At 52.2% G+C, this 16,111-nt stretch carries 18 protein-coding genes; all 18 read right to left on the reverse strand.

What is annotated here, in order from left to right:
* Positions 1-54 precede the first annotated feature (54 nt).
* The 18 genes from GEAM_RS21175 to GEAM_RS21260 all read right to left on the reverse strand — a co-directional run bounded on the left by GEAM_RS21175 (position 55) and on the right by GEAM_RS21260 (position 16,011).
* A complete protein-coding gene (locus tag GEAM_RS21175) occupies positions 55-642 on the reverse strand; it encodes a tail assembly protein (RefSeq protein ID WP_034795760.1) in 588 nt (195 codons plus the stop codon).
* A 37-nt stretch (positions 643-679) separates the two neighbouring features.
* Positions 680-1,105: a hypothetical protein gene (locus GEAM_RS21180; protein ID WP_034795761.1), complete on the reverse strand. Its 426-nt coding sequence runs from the start codon at positions 1,103-1,105 to the stop codon at positions 680-682.
* A gap of 31 nt (positions 1,106-1,136) precedes the next feature.
* The gene (locus GEAM_RS21185; protein WP_034795764.1) at positions 1,137-1,847 is read right to left on the reverse strand and encodes a C40 family peptidase; all 711 of its coding nucleotides are present in this window, start codon (positions 1,845-1,847) and stop codon (positions 1,137-1,139) included.
* 2 nt (positions 1,848-1,849) lie between these two features.
* Entirely contained in the window at positions 1,850-2,605 is a 756-nt protein-coding gene (locus GEAM_RS21190; RefSeq protein ID WP_034795766.1) for a phage minor tail protein L, read from the reverse strand.
* Positions 2,605-2,961, reverse strand: a complete 357-nt coding sequence (locus tag GEAM_RS21195; RefSeq protein ID WP_051899599.1) for a phage tail protein — start codon at positions 2,959-2,961, stop codon at positions 2,605-2,607. Before GEAM_RS21195 ends, GEAM_RS21190 begins: the two co-directional genes overlap by 1 nt.
* A 17-nt stretch (positions 2,962-2,978) precedes the next feature.
* The gene (locus GEAM_RS21200) at positions 2,979-6,551 is read right to left on the reverse strand and encodes a phage tail tape measure protein (RefSeq protein WP_051899600.1); all 3,573 of its coding nucleotides are present in this window, start codon (positions 6,549-6,551) and stop codon (positions 2,979-2,981) included.
* Positions 6,535-6,798, reverse strand: coding sequence for a phage tail assembly protein T (locus tag GEAM_RS21205; RefSeq protein ID WP_051899601.1), 264 nt, complete (start codon positions 6,796-6,798; stop codon positions 6,535-6,537). Before GEAM_RS21205 ends, GEAM_RS21200 begins: the two co-directional genes overlap by 17 nt.
* Positions 6,799-6,863: 65 nt before the next feature.
* The gene (gene gpG / locus GEAM_RS21210) at positions 6,864-7,271 is read right to left on the reverse strand and encodes a phage tail assembly chaperone G (RefSeq protein WP_051899602.1); all 408 of its coding nucleotides are present in this window, start codon (positions 7,269-7,271) and stop codon (positions 6,864-6,866) included.
* Between the two features lie 59 nt (positions 7,272-7,330).
* Complete coding sequence (locus tag GEAM_RS21215) at positions 7,331-8,068, reverse strand: phage tail tube protein (RefSeq protein ID WP_034795771.1); 738 nt, start codon at positions 8,066-8,068, stop codon at positions 7,331-7,333.
* A gap of 8 nt (positions 8,069-8,076) precedes the next feature.
* Positions 8,077-8,478, reverse strand: a complete 402-nt coding sequence (locus GEAM_RS21220; RefSeq protein ID WP_034795773.1) for a phage minor tail U family protein — start codon at positions 8,476-8,478, stop codon at positions 8,077-8,079.
* Positions 8,475-9,053, reverse strand: a complete 579-nt coding sequence (locus tag GEAM_RS21225; RefSeq protein WP_034795775.1) for a phage tail protein — start codon at positions 9,051-9,053, stop codon at positions 8,475-8,477. Before GEAM_RS21225 ends, GEAM_RS21220 begins: the two co-directional genes overlap by 4 nt.
* Before the next feature lie 12 nt (positions 9,054-9,065).
* Positions 9,066-9,341, reverse strand: a complete 276-nt coding sequence (locus tag GEAM_RS21230) for a hypothetical protein (protein ID WP_034795778.1) — start codon at positions 9,339-9,341, stop codon at positions 9,066-9,068.
* Positions 9,334-9,660, reverse strand: a complete 327-nt coding sequence (locus tag GEAM_RS21235; RefSeq protein WP_034795781.1) for a DUF2190 family protein — start codon at positions 9,658-9,660, stop codon at positions 9,334-9,336. The genes GEAM_RS21230 and GEAM_RS21235 overlap by 8 nt, the downstream gene beginning before the upstream one ends.
* 83 nt (positions 9,661-9,743) lie before the next feature.
* Positions 9,744-11,783 (reverse strand): ClpP-like prohead protease/major capsid protein fusion protein, encoded by a 2,040-nt coding sequence (locus GEAM_RS21240; protein WP_419471242.1) that lies wholly within the window; start codon positions 11,781-11,783, stop codon positions 9,744-9,746.
* Positions 11,710-13,212 (reverse strand): phage portal protein, encoded by a 1,503-nt coding sequence (locus GEAM_RS21245; RefSeq protein ID WP_034795786.1) that lies wholly within the window; start codon positions 13,210-13,212, stop codon positions 11,710-11,712. Before GEAM_RS21245 ends, GEAM_RS21240 begins: the two co-directional genes overlap by 74 nt.
* Positions 13,209-13,424, reverse strand: coding sequence for a hypothetical protein (locus GEAM_RS21250; RefSeq protein ID WP_034795788.1), 216 nt, complete (start codon positions 13,422-13,424; stop codon positions 13,209-13,211). The genes GEAM_RS21245 and GEAM_RS21250 overlap by 4 nt, the downstream gene beginning before the upstream one ends.
* Positions 13,421-15,523, reverse strand: a complete 2,103-nt coding sequence (locus tag GEAM_RS21255) for a phage terminase large subunit family protein (protein ID WP_034795790.1) — start codon at positions 15,521-15,523, stop codon at positions 13,421-13,423. Before GEAM_RS21255 ends, GEAM_RS21250 begins: the two co-directional genes overlap by 4 nt.
* A complete protein-coding gene (locus GEAM_RS21260; RefSeq protein WP_034795792.1) occupies positions 15,523-16,011 on the reverse strand; it encodes a DUF1441 family protein in 489 nt (162 codons plus the stop codon). The genes GEAM_RS21255 and GEAM_RS21260 overlap by 1 nt, the downstream gene beginning before the upstream one ends.
* Positions 16,012-16,111: the final 100 nt, after the last annotated feature.

Genomic DNA, 16,111 nt, shown 5'->3' on the forward strand with positions numbered 1-16,111 from the left:
ATAAAAAAGGCCGCCCGAAGGCAGCCTTAGAGAAAGGAATTAGATAAGTGTTTTTTACTGCTGGTCTTCCACGTAGATACCCGCAGAGATAATCGCCCCGCCCACGCGGCGACGGCCATAACCTAAAGCCACCGGATAGCCCTGTGAGGCCGTATTCGTCACACCACCGAAGGCATATGAGGCTTGGTTGGCTGAATCCTGCTTACTGGCGAGCCCTGAAGCTTGCGGTGATAGCATCTGAATAACGCCACCAGCCGCTAAGGCAATACCAGGCGCGACTAATGCCATACTTGCACCAGCTGTAAAACCTGAAAGCGCATAGCCAGCGACCACTAAGGCGACACCCAATATGGTCTGAAAAAGGCCAGCTCTTTTGCTACCAATGATTACAGGTACAATGCGAATAACATCTGAAGTGACCGGATAACCCAAATCATCCTCACCAATATTCTTTTTCCCTCTGAATAGGGCATATGTTAATCCACGCCTATTACTTGTAATCATGAACTTTTCGAATCCCTCAATCGTTGCTGCTAAGGAGCGGGATGCTTCATGTATGGTGCTTATCAGCCGGTGATGTGTTTTCCCAAAAGTTTTGCCAAGAATTCCCCCCAGCTCAATTTGAGTCATTAGCTCTGCCATATTACCCCCATAAAAAAAGCCGCTTGCGCGGCCTTTACTAAATGCTTGTTGGTCTCAGATCTAACCCAGAACTTGTGTCTCCCGTAATTCTGAATTTCTGAATTTCGTTAGGTTTTATTTCTGTGGAATTCTCTTTAATTGGCTGCCCAATTTGGAATCCACACAATCCTTTCCCATCCTTATCACCGGTAATAGCGAGGATGTGCCTGCCATCTTGAACTTTTATTGAGGTAGTTTCCCCAGTTCCAATTCTAGCAAAAGGCTTACCATCTATTAGAGCCGAAACGAAACAACCTCCGCCAGCAAACCATCCATTATCTCGGGTGATAATAATTGTTGAATTGCCCTGAGACTCAAGAAGAATTCGGTCGTTGGGTACTGCTTTTGCTTTTTCTGCGGTGACAGGAGAAGTGGAACAGCCAGCCATTCCCACAACAGCCAAGACTAGAAGTAGTTTTTTCATGTCCTTTTCCTTTTTGAAAATCACCAGAAGATTAGCATAGGGTCTTATAACGGAGCACCTTCATTGTCCTTTCTTGCCAGTAGCCGCCATATGGAACGCGCTTACTCAAATGTCCGTACAGATGGTGAAGCAGCATAGTTCCTTCCAACAGTATTCCTGCATGATTCCACTTATTGGACTGAACCTGCATGATCACCATGTCGCCGGCCCGCGGCGCTCCAGTGAACTCGCGGAAACCGCATTCATACCAGCAGTCCTGATAAAAGTTGTCCGGGTACTGGTCTTCCCACCATGGGTAATCAACACGGTAATCGGTCATTTCAATGCCATGCGTCTGCCGGAAATAGCTCATAACCAGCCCCCAGCAATCAGTGTGGCCAAGCACAAACGGCCGCTCAATGAGCCGAAGCTCCCCGCGTGGCTGGATGGTGTTTAAATCGCCCTCGGGCCAACTCACGATATGCCATGGCAATTCGGTTGCATCGCACTGCGCCTTATCCAGATCGCTGGCGCGCGGCGTGGCGTCAGGGTGGCTATGCACAATCGCTATGACCGTGCCCCAGTCTTCCGCCTCGGCATATCCCACGGGGTCTAGGTAAAAACTCTCGCTAGGCTCAGCAGCAAGATTTTTGCAGGGAAAATAACGCTCAACCCGGCTTTTCTGCGCCACGACGCCGCAGCACTCTCGCGGATACTCGGCGGCCGCATGCTGCATAATTGCATCTATCGTTTTTTGTCTCATGGTTATGACCGAATTAATGAGGTGCCCGGAAAGCCGCCGAACGAAAGCTCGTTATTTTCGCCGAATCGTAATTTGCAGCCGGTAAGATTCCCGCTGCATTCATCAAGCGACGGATCTGAAACAGGCCGATTGAACTTGTCGAAGTAGGCCGTGCCCGCGTAATCACAACCATCACCTGAGCGATATTTCCCACGAATGCACCACGTGCAAAGGGAATGCAGCTGCCGCGTAGGGATTTGTAGCCCTTGAAGGTCCATAGGGCTGCTCAGCGTGAATTCGACTTCGATCTTCGTTTCCACGCTTTTGCTGTCGATGTAGAAAACCTTCAGCTTCTCCTGTGTCGGATCTGCCGTTGGGTTCCCTCCGGGAAAGTTCTGGGCGTCGAGATATTTTGCAAGGGTGTCATGGATTGACACCTTTGCCTGAAGCATGTCGTCGTAGGCAAGGCACAGCGCTGTGATTGAGCCGTCGAGGTTCGCGACAGTCAGCTTTGGCTGCGCGCTGCTGCCGCTAGTTGAGGTTTCAATACCTTCTATCTGGCAAGGCCAAGCAGAATACTCATTGCCCTGCCACCAGATGGATTTCGCCGCCAGCTTGGATTCATCGCCGCCGGCCGCCAGAATTTCCGGCTCGGAATGAGGGATGTTATAAGCGTGAAAGCGCAGCACTTCACCAGTACCGAAAGCCGTTCCGTCAACCTCGTAAAGCCTGATGGTGTTACCAGGCTCTAATTTTTGGTAGTCACTGTTTATAGACATCAAACCCCCGAGGCAGAATAAGCCTGCTCAAATGTTGCCGATACCGTTGCCTGCGTCTTTCCAATCGGCACCAAACGGATTGAATCAGCGGCTACTCGGTACAACCCAACCTCTCCATGCGGCGGCTTGAAAATAAATGCTTTAATACAATGTCGCCGACAAAAATCCCTGATCGCCAATGAGGTTTCGAGGGGGCCGCGGAACGAATAGGGAAATTTAATTTTTTCCGAATTAATTCCATCTTCTGATATCTGGCCGTACCCGTTACCAAACTGAACCTCCCTGACTGTTCGGGTATATTCAGAGGCGGGCTGGCTCGCGATCTGTGTAGGCCACGTGAAAGTTTCGACTGCCATGATTGTCCTTCGTATATTTAGCGCGATTTCAACGCATTGAATAGAATTCCGCCGGAACGCAGTTCTTTCAGGATGTTTTTCTGACAGAACTGATCGAGCACTTTCATCATCGATTTGCTTACCGCGTCGTCAGCACCAGACGTTTTAGCGCTGGCAGACCCGTCACTTTGCAAAATGATGGTGTTGTTAAACACCGGGCTTCCTCCGCCGCTGGCCGTACCGGCAACAACCCCCAACTTACCGTTAGCACCTCGGCGCAACGGTAAGATAGCTTCCGGTCCAGCCTCACCCATCACGCCGCCGCCCTTGGCAAACGCAAAGAATGTCGGTTTGTCGACGACACTGCCGCTGAAAGCACTTAGACCCGAAGAGGTGTAAACACCGCCATTAGCATTGGCCTTCAAACCTCCCCACCCAAACGCGCTAGCGGCGCTGTTTAATCCATTAACCAGCGACATTTTGACTAGGATGTCGGTCAGCATGCTTAAAATAGATTTGGTGAAATCTTTAAAGCTTGCCTTCCCGGTCGTCAGGAAAGTCGTCAGCTGCGAACTCACGCCATTAAAGGCGCTGCCACTAACATTCTTGATCTGCTCATACGAGTTGGTCGCAGTATCGGCGTAATCGGCCCAGCTTTTCTGAATGCCCGCCTGCCAGTTTCCACGCAAGTTGTCCTCTGCTGCATAGTACTGTTTAGCTGCCGCCAGCTGGCGCTGGTAGCCTTCATCATCCAACGAGCCGCCCGCATTTTTCCAGCCGCTGCGCAGTTGGGCGAATGTGGACTCCCTGCCTGCCATTCGGTCGCTCATAGTGGCACTGCCCATTAAGGCAGACTGCTTTTCGGCCATTTGAGTGACGTATTTCTGCGACGTATCCATGCGTTTATTCAACTGCTCTTGAGCAACGATCTGATCACCTAGCAGCGCCTTTTGTCGGGCGAGCTGTAGCACCTGCTCTTTGCTGGAGAGTAGCGATTTTTCTTGCTTGGATAATTGGCGGGTTCGGGAAGCGTCCTCAAGGACAGAAAATTGTGCTTCTGTCCCCCAGAGCTCTTTGCGCTGCTGGCTAATGGTATCGGTGATGCTCTTATGCTCCTGAAGGACTTTCAGCTGGGACTGTAAAGCAATCAGGTCTTTCTGAGCTGAATCCTCGGCGCGGTCGCCGGCCGGTGTGACATATCCTTTAGCCTTAGCCGTCTTCGGATCTTTATAAAGCTTTTCGATACCTGCGCGAGCCTTCTCTATGTCAGCGGAACTCCAAAGACTAACTTGCTTGTCGGGTGATAGCCCTTGAGTCGCTTTGGCAGCAGCAGCGTTATCTGCGATGGCTTTGTTCAGGTCCTTCTGGGCTAAGGCCCTTTTTTCAGCTTGCGTGGTTCCGGCATCAAGGTACTTGTTAAACGAAACCTGAGCCTCAATACCGTCATTATTGATTTTGTTAAATTCGGCTTTTGACCGGTTATAACCTTCCTGAGATTTCACGACGAACTCAAGATTGCGGATATCCGCCTCAAGCTGAGCTTTATCCACACCCATGGCGTTATTTTTAAAGCGCCCTAAAAGCCCCTGCTGACTGTTTTCCTGAATTTCAGCCAGCGTATCTTTCATCGTCTGAAGCGTGGCCGCGTCATTCCCTCCGCGCCCGATGTTGAGCAACTCATCCCACATGTTTTTAAACGCATTGCGGGTAGCCAACGCTGCGCGCTCAACCAATCCGAGATTATCAAGGATCTGCTGGCTTCTTTGCTGCTCGGCGCGGCTATAAGCATCGGCCGCAGCCTGACCGGCAGCCTCTTTATCCCCGCGACGTTCCAGTTGAGAAATGTACTCAAACTGACCGGCAGTCAGATAATGAAGCTGCTTATTCAGTTCGGAAGAAGCTTTTGTTGGAGAGTCATAAAGCTTTTCGAAATTCTTTATCGTCTCCTCGACGGATTTACCCGTCGCTTCCTGCATTGCCACTGCGGCACGGGTCACGCTCTCGATTTGCGAACCCTTGAAGCTTCCGCTTCCCACTACCTGAGCAAGTGCCGCAGCGTTTGTTGCCTGAGAGCCGCCGATGGATTTTGCCAACTCTGCAAGCTGCCCGGATGTCTTCCCTGCATAATCACCGGTGAGGATGAGCTGCTTATTGAACTCGGCCGACTCTTGGCTGCCCTCGTACCAGGCTTTACCCAATCCATAAATAGAGGCTGCAATCCCCCCTACAACACCCGCGATACCGAGCCCGCGCAGCGTCAGGAGCTGCTCAATCCATCCGGCACGGTTTGCCAGCGTAATACTTGAGCCACGAAGTGAACCAAAGTTTCCGCGCGCGACTTCGCCGATTAAAATGCCGATCTCACGACGCGCTCCTGCACTCTCAAGCCCAAGCCCATGGGTCGATTTTTTCGCAGCCTCGAGTTTACTGATATAGATTTCTGCTGCGTTGCTAACACCCAGCTGAGCTGCCTTGTTACGGAGTAACTCCTCGCTCGTTAATTTTTGCGCCGCCAGCTGCGATTTCAATTTTTGAATGAAGTTAGCTTTCGCAGCTGCGGCCTTGTTATCTTCCGCTGTTAGCTGCTTCTGGCGCTGGGTGATCTGCCCCAAAATAGCCAGATGGTCTTGCCCGGTCAGGTTACCTTTACTTAACTCTTCAAGCGCTTTTTGACGCACCTGCGCCATTTCTGCCGTACCAGATTTGAGATCTTTGATGCTATTAATCTGACGAAGGAAAGAGTTAGTTAATGCCTCTTGCTGCTGACGGTTTTCCTTCGTTCCGGCAGCGTTATCTTCATTCTGTTTGATGAGCTCTTTAGCGCGGGCGATTGTTTCCTCTATCGTTTCAGCTGATTTATTCCACGCACTGGTGGCATCCCCTGCCGCCTTGGTCTGAGCGTTGCGGATTTCATTTGCCGCATTCGCACCGGCCGCCCCCAGCCTTACCATGGACTCAGTCTGCTGTTCTGTTGCTCTGCCAAGGCGGTCAAAAACCTTGCCATTTTCCTCAGACATGCCTGAAAGGATAGATTTTACGCTGTTCAGCTGGTCCGTATTAAGCCCGCTCAGCGCACGTCTCGCCCCTTCCATCGACGCAGCGGATTTTTGCCATTCACTGCTTACAGCATTGGCCGCTAGGGATTGTTTTTCTCTTATCTCTTCTGAAGCGCGGGCGCCAGCTTCGCCCATTCGCATTAAAGAGCCAGCCTGACGGTCGGCTGCGCTGCCCAACCGGTCCAGTACCTTTTCATTTTCTGCCGTCATTCCGGCTAGGAGAGATTTAATATTGGAAAGCTGCTCAACATTCATGCCGCTTATTGCGCGGCGAGCCCCCTCCATTGACGCCTCAGTTTTCTGCCACTCGCTACTTACCGCGCTGGCAGCTGCGGATTGCTGGGCCTGAATGTCATTTGCCGCCCGCGCACCGGCATCCCCCATTTGTTTGAGTGCTGCCGCTTGTCGCTCGGCAGCTTGCCCAACTTTGCCGAGGGACTTATCTGAGTCATCGGCCATGTTCTTGAGCTGGCTCTTGATCCGGGCTATCTGCTCGGTAAACGTGGCATTATCAACATCGAGATTAATGACCAGATCACTAATTTGCTGGGACATATCTACTTCCCCCGAAAAGCCCTTCTCCAGCCAACATCAGCTCCTCATCCGTTTTTTCAGGTTCATCTTCCGGCTGAGAGAGAAGGCTAAAATCTATGGCTGAAAGGTCATTCTTACCCGTGAACATTGCCACCATGAGTTCTTTAGCCGTGGCGAACTCAGCATCAAGTAACTGATCCGTGAAGGGTGTTTTGGAAAAAAAGGCTGTCCAGTCTGAAAACTCGGACGCGCTCATTTCGCTTAACATCCGCCGCCAGTCCGCTCGCCGAAATTCCCTTGCAAGTCGAAACGCAAAGTCGCGTTCACGGGCGGCTATTTTGCCAGTGGGCGGGCCTCGACCGTCACGTCCTCTACATGAGGTTCATCATTAGCAGTTTCCGGCGCATCAGCTTTTTTAGGAACCATACCGCTCAGCTCTAGAACCATTTCAACGGCCTCATTCAAACCTTCACTTGGCCATTTGCGCATGACCTCCCGCCAAATTTCATTTTCTTCGCGCTCAGGTTCCGAGTGCCACAATGACCGTGAAACCAACCAGGCATTCACTTCAATGTTGAATTTCATTAAACGAGCATTAGCTTTAAAATCGCTTTCGCCCTCAGCGGTACTGGCCTCTTTATCTGCCAGAAAATCAAAATACTCTGCGCGCTGAAGCGCCGATAATTCGTGAAGCGTTACCTTCTGGTCACCCAAAGTCAGCGTGTCTTTTTTCAGAAACATAATTGGTACCTATAAAAAAAGCCCCTGTGATGGGGCTTTGAAAGTGGAGTGAATTCGCGTTAAGAAACTGTGATGTCGGCGGTTGCCACAAAACTACCGTCTGGCGTCATACCGATCACTTGCACCGTACCGGCTTTAACCCCTTTTACGGTTACGACGTTATCGAGCACGGTTACCGTTGCAATCGATTTGTCGGATGAAACAATGCGCAGGGTCTTGTCTGTCGCACCTGCCGGACTTACGGCAAAAGTGATTGTAGTGGTATTGCCGACTGTCACCGTGCCAGTTTTGGGCGTGGCGGTTAAACCAGTAACGGGCACGTATGCTGAACGGTCCTCTTCCGCCAGAGACGGTTTACCCGAGTTGGTGACCTTAACGGTACGGGTGATCACCTCTTTCGCCGGTACCGCTTTGCCTAAGCTGCTCAACCAACCACGGAACACGTCAACGGCCCCGTTCGGATATTTGATTTTGTAGCCACGCACGTCGCCGAGGGTGAACCAGTCAACCAAGCCCTGCTGGCCCACCTCTCCCGGCTTCCACGCTAATGTGAAACTGGTATCGCCGGCTGACTTTTCGCCCTGCGCAGTTGAACTCCAGTCCGCATCTTCGTCATCCAGATAGGTGTCATCGTAGGACTCGGCGGTCATTTCGCCCGGCGTTAGATCCTTGATTTTTGCAAGGCGAGTCCAGTCGGTATCACTGAGCGGGCTGGCATAAGGGTCACCAGTTCCCGTGTACAGCCAAAGCGTAGTTCCGGCGCCTTTTACTGGCGCCAGCGGGTTTGGAGTAGGCATAAAAATCCTTACATTGAATAATTGAGGGAATAGGACAGGTCTACCGATCCCCACGTAGCCATTTCATCATCACGCTGATATTCATAGCCCTGTGGGGTAATTGTTTCGATTAGGCCAGCCAAGGCAGGTACAGACGCCATTGATGGATAGACTTTTTCCTCCATCCAGATATCTAAGGCACTGTCTGGGTTTGCTGCTTTCAGAAACACTTCAACGTGCAAAGTGGCCTGCCAGCTGTCTTCGTCGAGTGTGTCGCCGGTGTACTCAGCATCAGACAAATAGACTGCAACGGCGGGCAAGTCCTGCTCTTCAAGAAATACGGGTCGGCCGTCAAACCAAGTCACTGAATCACCGATGTCGCCTTTCAGCTTATCCAGTACGGCCGCGCGGATAGCGGTGTGCTTGTTCATCGCGTTAGGTGGATCCTCAACTGATTTTTAAGGGCTGAAGAAAGCTCCTTAGGCATATCGCTTTCAATGAGCCCCTTTGAAATAGTGGTAAATGCTTCTGTCAGCGGCGCATCAAGCGGCACTTTCACCACCTCGATTGGATAACGAGCGCGCCCAACACGGCGCATCACCTGCCACCGGCCATTAGCGAGTTGCTGGATAAAAGCGTTTCGGAAGGTGTAGGGACCCACTTTAAGAACGCTTCCTTGCCCATGCTTTGCGCCTTTTCGGCGGGATAGTCGCGTCCGGGCCGCCCCAAGCTTGATGGCCGGTAGGTTGCCGCGGTTAATTTTAATTGAGGCAGTAAGGCGCTCTGGCTTCGCTTTTTTCAGCTTTGCACGCTGGCGAACCAGCCTGACAGGCAGTCCTTTTTTGCGGTTGTCGTCGACAGTCGCCTCTTTGGCTACTTTCCGGCTGCCGTGGCTGATGGTTCTGCCTGCAACACGGTTTAGAGCCTTGGCCGTTGCGTCGGGAACGATCCAACGACTTAGGCTGTTTAAGTTCTGGATTGCTCTTTCTAACCCTTTTATCGACATCGGCCCTCCCGTCTATTCGATATGGATGCGCGGCTTGCCGTTGAACTTGTCATGTCGCGTTACCGTGAGTGACTCACCGTCGAAAATGACGACATCATTTCGCCGCGCATGGTAATCACTTGAGAAAACCACCAGCGTGGTGCCAGTGCCGGACAACGGCCCCATTTCCTCTAGAAGCTCCGCAGGAACAACCGCATAATCAATGCCGTTAATATTGGCCGATTTCCCCATAACCTTGATGGTGACCGCATCCATGCGGCCGGCCATTCTTTCAAAGGCATTAGCCATTGATTTTTACTGCAACAACAGTGGCGTTTGCGCCTGCGTCTTCCCACGCGATCCCTGCGGCCACGGCATCTTTGCTATCAAGCTGAATTTTACCGTCCTTGATAAACACGGCCGTACCGGCGGGAACGATATCTGCCGGCAACTTTGGCAAAATGAATACGCCGCATGTAAAGCCGTCACCCACCGAACCAGCTGGAATATCAGTGATTGCAACAGCAATTACGGCCCCGATCACGACAGGGTCGCCACTTGAGATGGTTTTTGTGGTGCCGTTAGTGATGGCAATAGTTTTGCCGTCTTGTAAAAAATTCTTAGCCATAATGTTCTCCGTTCAGCCCCCGAAGGGGCTGGTTTCAGGCATAAAAAAAGCCCTTACGGGCGTTGGATTGCTGCTGGCGTGTTTTACTGGCCGGTGGATTTCGTCAGGCCACGGTAATCAAGCGGTGCCACACCGGCGTCAATGCGCACTTTCGTTGCAACGCCGTCGGTCGTGAAGCCTTCTTGCTGGTCGATATACGGCGTATCCACACCATTGAGATAGGCTACTTCGATGGTATCAGTGCCTCGTGCTGCGGCCAGATACCAGGCTTTAGGGTCGGCATCGTCCAGTCGCGCCTCAGAAATAACTTCTGCAAAGTTCTGGATCGGGTTGTTGATACCCGAGTTAGTATCCGCGCCTTTGACGCTGGCAGACTTGATGGTCTGATTAGCCAGTGTTTCCAGACCAACCGGTACCAGCATATAAGCCGGGCGAATATTCAGCGCTCGCTCACCTTCTTTTTGCAAGCGCATCAGCTTGCGGTTGTCGTCAATGCTGCCGACCGAGATAGCGCCGCTACCGAGGTTTTTATGATCGGCGCTAAACAGTGCTTTGCCGTCGGACAATTTCGGGTTTTTCGTTAAAATGGCATAGACCAGATCGCCGATAGTGCCCTTGGCGGCGCGGCCCATTTTCATCGGCACATCGGTCAGTTGGTTCAAATCATCGTTGATGATCGCTTGACGGGTGATAGAGAAAATTTCACCGTAGGTGGCAAGCGCAATGGTTTCGCCTTTATCACCCGTAGTGACGTATTTGTACTCTGCCCCTTCACGAACCTGTCGCAGTGATGGGAAACCGCCCATACCGACGCGATTTGCCGTTTTAAAGTCAGAGAGCTGGCCTTTTTTGGTCCAAAGCTCAAAGGTTTCTGAAGCTTCATCCCAGCCCTGTAGCAGCGCTTTGTTGGCAACATCCAGCAGAATATTGCCGAAGTCCGAGGTGCTGTGTGTCAGCGCCATCCCCACCATCTGCATCGGGTTGTAACTGGATACTCCGATGCCTTTTTCAGTGAGCGCCATTCGCGCATACTCGCGCAGCGTCATGCCGTTGTAGACGTTGTCGCTTTCTTGTTTTTCGAAACCAGATCGCGCCATCAGCGCCTGGCGAATACCGTCCGCAACAAAGTTACCGTTGCCTGCGTGGATATGCTCGTTGCCGGTTTTATTCGATGGCGTGCCGGATTTGCCTAATTCTGCCAGCAGAAGATCTTTGGCATCATCAACCGAGCAGTCAATATCGCCCACGCACTTCGCCTGAAGTTCCTGATGCTTGCCGCCGAACATGGCAAACAAATCCTTGATGCCGTTTACACGGGCCTTTTGCTCCGCCAAGATTTGGGCGCGAATCGTCCCCTCATCCACTGGCAGCGGCTGGTTTGGTTCTGTCTGGCTGCCCTGCGGCTGAGGCTTTTGCAGTTCACGCTGAGTGGTGTTGCGCGGTGGAGTGACCATATTACGAATGCTGTTTGGCATCTTTTCAAATTCCTCAATACGTTTCGATTGGATACAGGCCATTGCCTGCAAGGCGGGGGTAGTTTGATCGGCAAAACCCAGAGCGAGGCACTCAGCCCCGTCTAACCAAGTTTCATCATCCAGCATCGAGGAAATCTCTTCCGCGGATTTACCGGTTTTTTCTACATATGCGGGGATAAGCACCGACTCTACCTTGTCCAGCAAGTCGGCATAGTCGCGCATATCATTGGCGTCACCGCCTGCAAATCCCCACGGCTTATGGATCATCATCATGGTATTTTCCGGCATGATGACCGGGTTCCCGACCATGGCGATAACCGAGGCCATCGAAGCCGCCAGTCCATCGATGTGGACTGTGATGGCTGCCCCGTGGTGCTTTAAGGCATTAAAAATGGCGATGCCGTCGAAGACATCGCCACCGGGCGAGTTGATGTGAAGGTTAATATGGCTGACTTCGCCAAGCGCTTTCAGATCACTGACGAATTGTTTCGCCGTAACGCCCCAATAGCCGATTTCGTCATAAATGAAGATGTCAGCTTCATTGGCGGCGCTGGCCTGCATACGGAACCAGGAGTTATTTTTTGCGCTGGCTTTCGGGCGGTGGTTCGCCCGGTTGTTTGACTTCGGCACTGGTGCCTCCTTTATCATTGGCGGGGTCGGTGTCAAACACCAGTCCCAGTTCACTGTTTTCATCAACCTCAGCTTTACGGCGAGTTTTCACCTCATCAGGATTACGGCCACTTGCGCGAACCCAGTCTGACTCAGTCGCCGCACCGCCACGGATTTGCAATTTCCAAGCATTAGCCTCTTTTACCGGGTCAATCCAAGGCATCACCGGACCTGAATAAACTGCTCCGTACAGCGTTTCCATATCCACGCCGCGCGGCACTTTTATTTCACCTGACGCAATAGCCATCTTCAGCCATGATCGATACATGCGCCGCGTAACCGCCCCGATAAACCAGTCTTGAAGGATCAGATAACCGTCTGTTGATTCCACCAGCTCTTGCCGCTGAGCACTGTAAGTGCCGTTGTAGTTTCGCGCGGTGCTGGAAAAACTAAGCCGGCTGCCCGCCGCCACGGCACGCAGCTGGCCGTTACGGAACGTCTCAAGATTCGGGTTTGGTCTATCGGACTTAATCATTCCGATCTCTTCACCGGGCTTTAAATCGTCATAGAGCATACCGGGCTGAATCATGACCTCTCGATCATCCGATTGCTCGGCGTCCCCATCAAAGCTCTGTCCATCACCTTTTTTGATGTACATGCCTAGCGCGGCAGCTATGCGGGCGGCGGTGAGTTCTGAATCCTCGTACTCCTTTAGCGCGCTCAGCCTCATCAGTACGCCTGATAAGAGCGAGGTGCCTCGAGTCTGGTGAAGGCGTCGGGTGAATTTGAGGTGGAGCATATTCTCGGCGTCGATTTCTTTGGTGTCGAATTGCCGGCCAGAGACAGGTAGGGCTTTATAAACCTGATACTTTTTAGGCCTCCCCCAATCATCTTGAAATACCCCCTGATTTAGCTTTTTGGCGGTATCGCTGTTCATTGGGACAAAGTCAGGCTCGAGTGCTTCAAGCCAAAAGGACACCCCGGCAACAGGCTCTAGTCCTGTCGCCTTCCCTTGAACAAGTTGAGCGAACACTTCGCCGTCACGTAACCAAGTGCGCAACATCAGCCGCTCAAGCATGGGGCGGGTAAACTGCCCCGTCACTTCAGGCTTTACTGACCACTCCCCCCACTTTTTGCGTATGTCTGCCGCGAGTTGTTTGGCAATCTTACCGTTGGTCAATTTAGGGTGCGGCTCAACGATGATCCCTTTCGCCCCGACCACACGCTCTTCCAGTTTGTCGAAAACTCCGATCACCAAATCGTGGTTATTGTCCAACCAACGCGCCTGTTCACGTAGTGAGGCAGCCCCCATCTGGCTGAGTTGGTCAGCAGAGCGGTTTTCTCGCCGTGCTTTATGCGTTCGGGTTGGTTTAACAGCTTCATAAGCCTGAATGACGGCCCGCGCCCTTAGACGTGATGCTTTCCATCCGGGCGAAAACAAGCCGATTGCATTATCCAGAAATGTCATTCGAACCTCGCCAGTCTGTATGCCGGCCGTCCGCGCTGCCGGTTAATAAGAGACGTCAATCGCCCTTCCCACTCCTGCCGCCCCTTGCGGATTTCAGAGAGGTTTTCCATTGTCATTTCCTGACCGTTGAAACGAATAGACTTGCCGTCAAGAACGGCCAACTCAGCGTCTGCATAACGCTGGATCATTGACTCAATATCACCTCTGTTCACACCCAACCTCCTGCGGTTGTCCATGGGTTGGTATCTTTAGTCGCGTCTTTTTTACGCTTCTGCTTTTTTGCTGTTACAGGCGCGGGTGGCGGCATAGGTTCGTCATCTCCCAGCACGGCGATATTTTCTAACCACGTAGCTTGTTGAGCCCATTCCGGCGCATCCGGCCATTTGATTTTTTCGTACCCATTTAGGATCGCTAAAGCGTCGGCGTAGACAAGAAGGTCGAATGCTTCGTTAGCGCCGCGTCCGGGCTTGCTCCATTTGCCGTCAGTAGAACGCTCCTCATAAGTAAGTTCGTCATAAAACCAGCTCCCCAACCATGCTGGAAAATGCACATAGCCCGGCCCCGGCGACTCGCGCCATAGCGCGTTATTTACGCGGTCTTTTAGGGCATTGGTTTGCAACAGGTAGAGAGGAATATCACCGGCGGCCATGGCGCGGCGACCAGTTCGGTTTGTGTTGTCTGGGAATGTGCGGCTAATGAGTTTTGCACGGGCTTTGCTGTCCCCTTTAAAGAGGAAAACCTTTTTTCCGATCCCTTCACGGCGGCATTTACGCCAGAATTTATAGGCGTTATCGGTTACACCATCCTCGCCGCCGGAGTCCACTGCCATAGACATCAGCCTAAAACCTTTTGACGGGTCAGAGGCCAGCGGCCACGTTTTGTTGAACACGTCGCTTAATAGCAGGTCCCAGTCCTCAGGATAACTTGCCGGATCAATTTGCAGGCTCTCGCCGTTGGCATCACATCGCAGTGACTGCTTGATGTTGTAACGGTCAACCAGCCAGCGTTCGCCCATGCTTCCATAGCCGGTAACCTGAACAACGAAACGACGATTTTTACCCGCCTGAACGTCTACGGTGGCCACAATAAAATTGACGCCGTCAGGTACCGAGCGTTTCGGTATGTCCTCGGCCCGTGCCTCCAGCAGTTCACTCTTTCTCTGCTCCATGCTTGAGCGTGGAAGATAGGGCCTGCCGAAGTCGGTATTGACCACAGTTTTTAGCGTTTCCTCGCTCCGCGTCGCTTCATATTCTTGCTCTGCGGTGAGGAATTTATAAATAAGCTGGGACCAGGTCTGGTATGCAGCTGCAGGCCCTTCCATCCAAAAGGACGCGATACGCGAACGGCGTCCTTCACCGGTCACCACACCCGCTGCATCAATCTTTTGCCCATCGCGAAGCCACACGCATCTCATATTGAGCGCGCGCTTCATGTCGGCGGTAATTTTACCGTGGCAGGCTGGGCATTTAAGAAAAGCCGCCTCGCTGGCTATGACAGGGTCGGCAACTTCTCGGTAGCCCGTCATGTTGTCCATTTCTGGCTGAAAATACTCGCCACAATGTGGGCAAGGCCAATACAAGCGGCGGCGGTCCCCGCGATTATAGAGGGTCAGAATACCCGTTGTGGGCGGCGCCTCATGCGGCGTTGTCCGGCGCCATTTTGTATCGCGAATATCGCGCCCCGGTGAACTCTCAACCAGCGTCATTCCTGATGACATAAACGTCGTGGTTCGCTTCGAGGCTAATGAAAATGCATCACCCTCGCCGTCAATATCCTCGGGGAAACGGTCGTAATCTGTAAGTGCTACGCACTTATAGTCAGAAGAAGACATGATATTCACGGACGGCCAGCCAATTTTGAGATAGTTACCGGCGCGGAACGTGCGGTCATAGACGTTGTTGTCGTTTCTCCGCGGACTCAGGCGGGTTTTAACCTCCGGGCTGCTGCGAAACGTACGGTCTAGACGCTTTTTCGAGTGCTCGCGCGCTTTCTCTTCCGTCATCTGGATAAGCAGCATATCAGCCGGATCACAGACAATGGTGTAAACAATCCATCCGTCTATCAGACCAATGGTTTTACCGGTTCGGGCTGGGCCGACGAAAACCACGGCATCGTATTCACGCGATGCAAGGCAGTTCATTGGTTCAATGACGTAAGGAGCTAAATCGGGGTCCCACGGTACGGAGTTGCCCGCGCCCATTGGTACGCGCATATAAGTGCTGACCGCATCAGCCACCTGCATACGGCGTGGGGCACGTAAAATACCTGAAACATCATGGCGGATGCCTCGGGCTGATGCCCTCTTTGCCATCAGTCCTCCTCCGTATGGTCCTCCTCTTCTTCGGCTTCCAGAACTTTCTGAGCCATCTGATCACGTAAGTCATCAATCACGCTTTGAACGCGAGAGACTGCCGCCGGCGTTAGCGCACAGTCGCGCTCAAGAATGTCAGGAAGGGTTTCAAGGATCATGACGACGGCTTTCGCCATCAGTGAAAATTCGCGCGCAACCTCGTCAGCTGGAATTAGCTGGCCGGTGTCCTGCTCAAATTTGATGCGCTCATTCTCTGCTTTCCAATGCGCCAGTCGGTCAGAAGGCTGCATGTCGTCAAGGTCTGTTGATACTGTCGGCACCATCAATTCCGTTAAGATTTCGGTGACGAAATAAAGCTTTAATTTGCTGTTACTGCCGGGCGCTGGGCTGACGTTTTTCAACCGCGCGGCAACCGTCTGCCGATGCACATCTGTGATGGCAGCCAGCTGGTTAATATTGAGTTTGAGGGAGGCTATTTCTTGGTCCATGATGGTGAACACTTTTTAAACGATTCGACATCTTTGAAAAATGGCCTCTAGAGAAAACAAAGACCTATCCACATGATGATGATGACCTAGGATCCGAAAA

This window comes from Ewingella americana ATCC 33852 (genome assembly GCF_000735345.1).
Taxonomy (GTDB): Bacteria; Pseudomonadota; Gammaproteobacteria; order Enterobacterales; family Enterobacteriaceae; genus Ewingella; species Ewingella americana.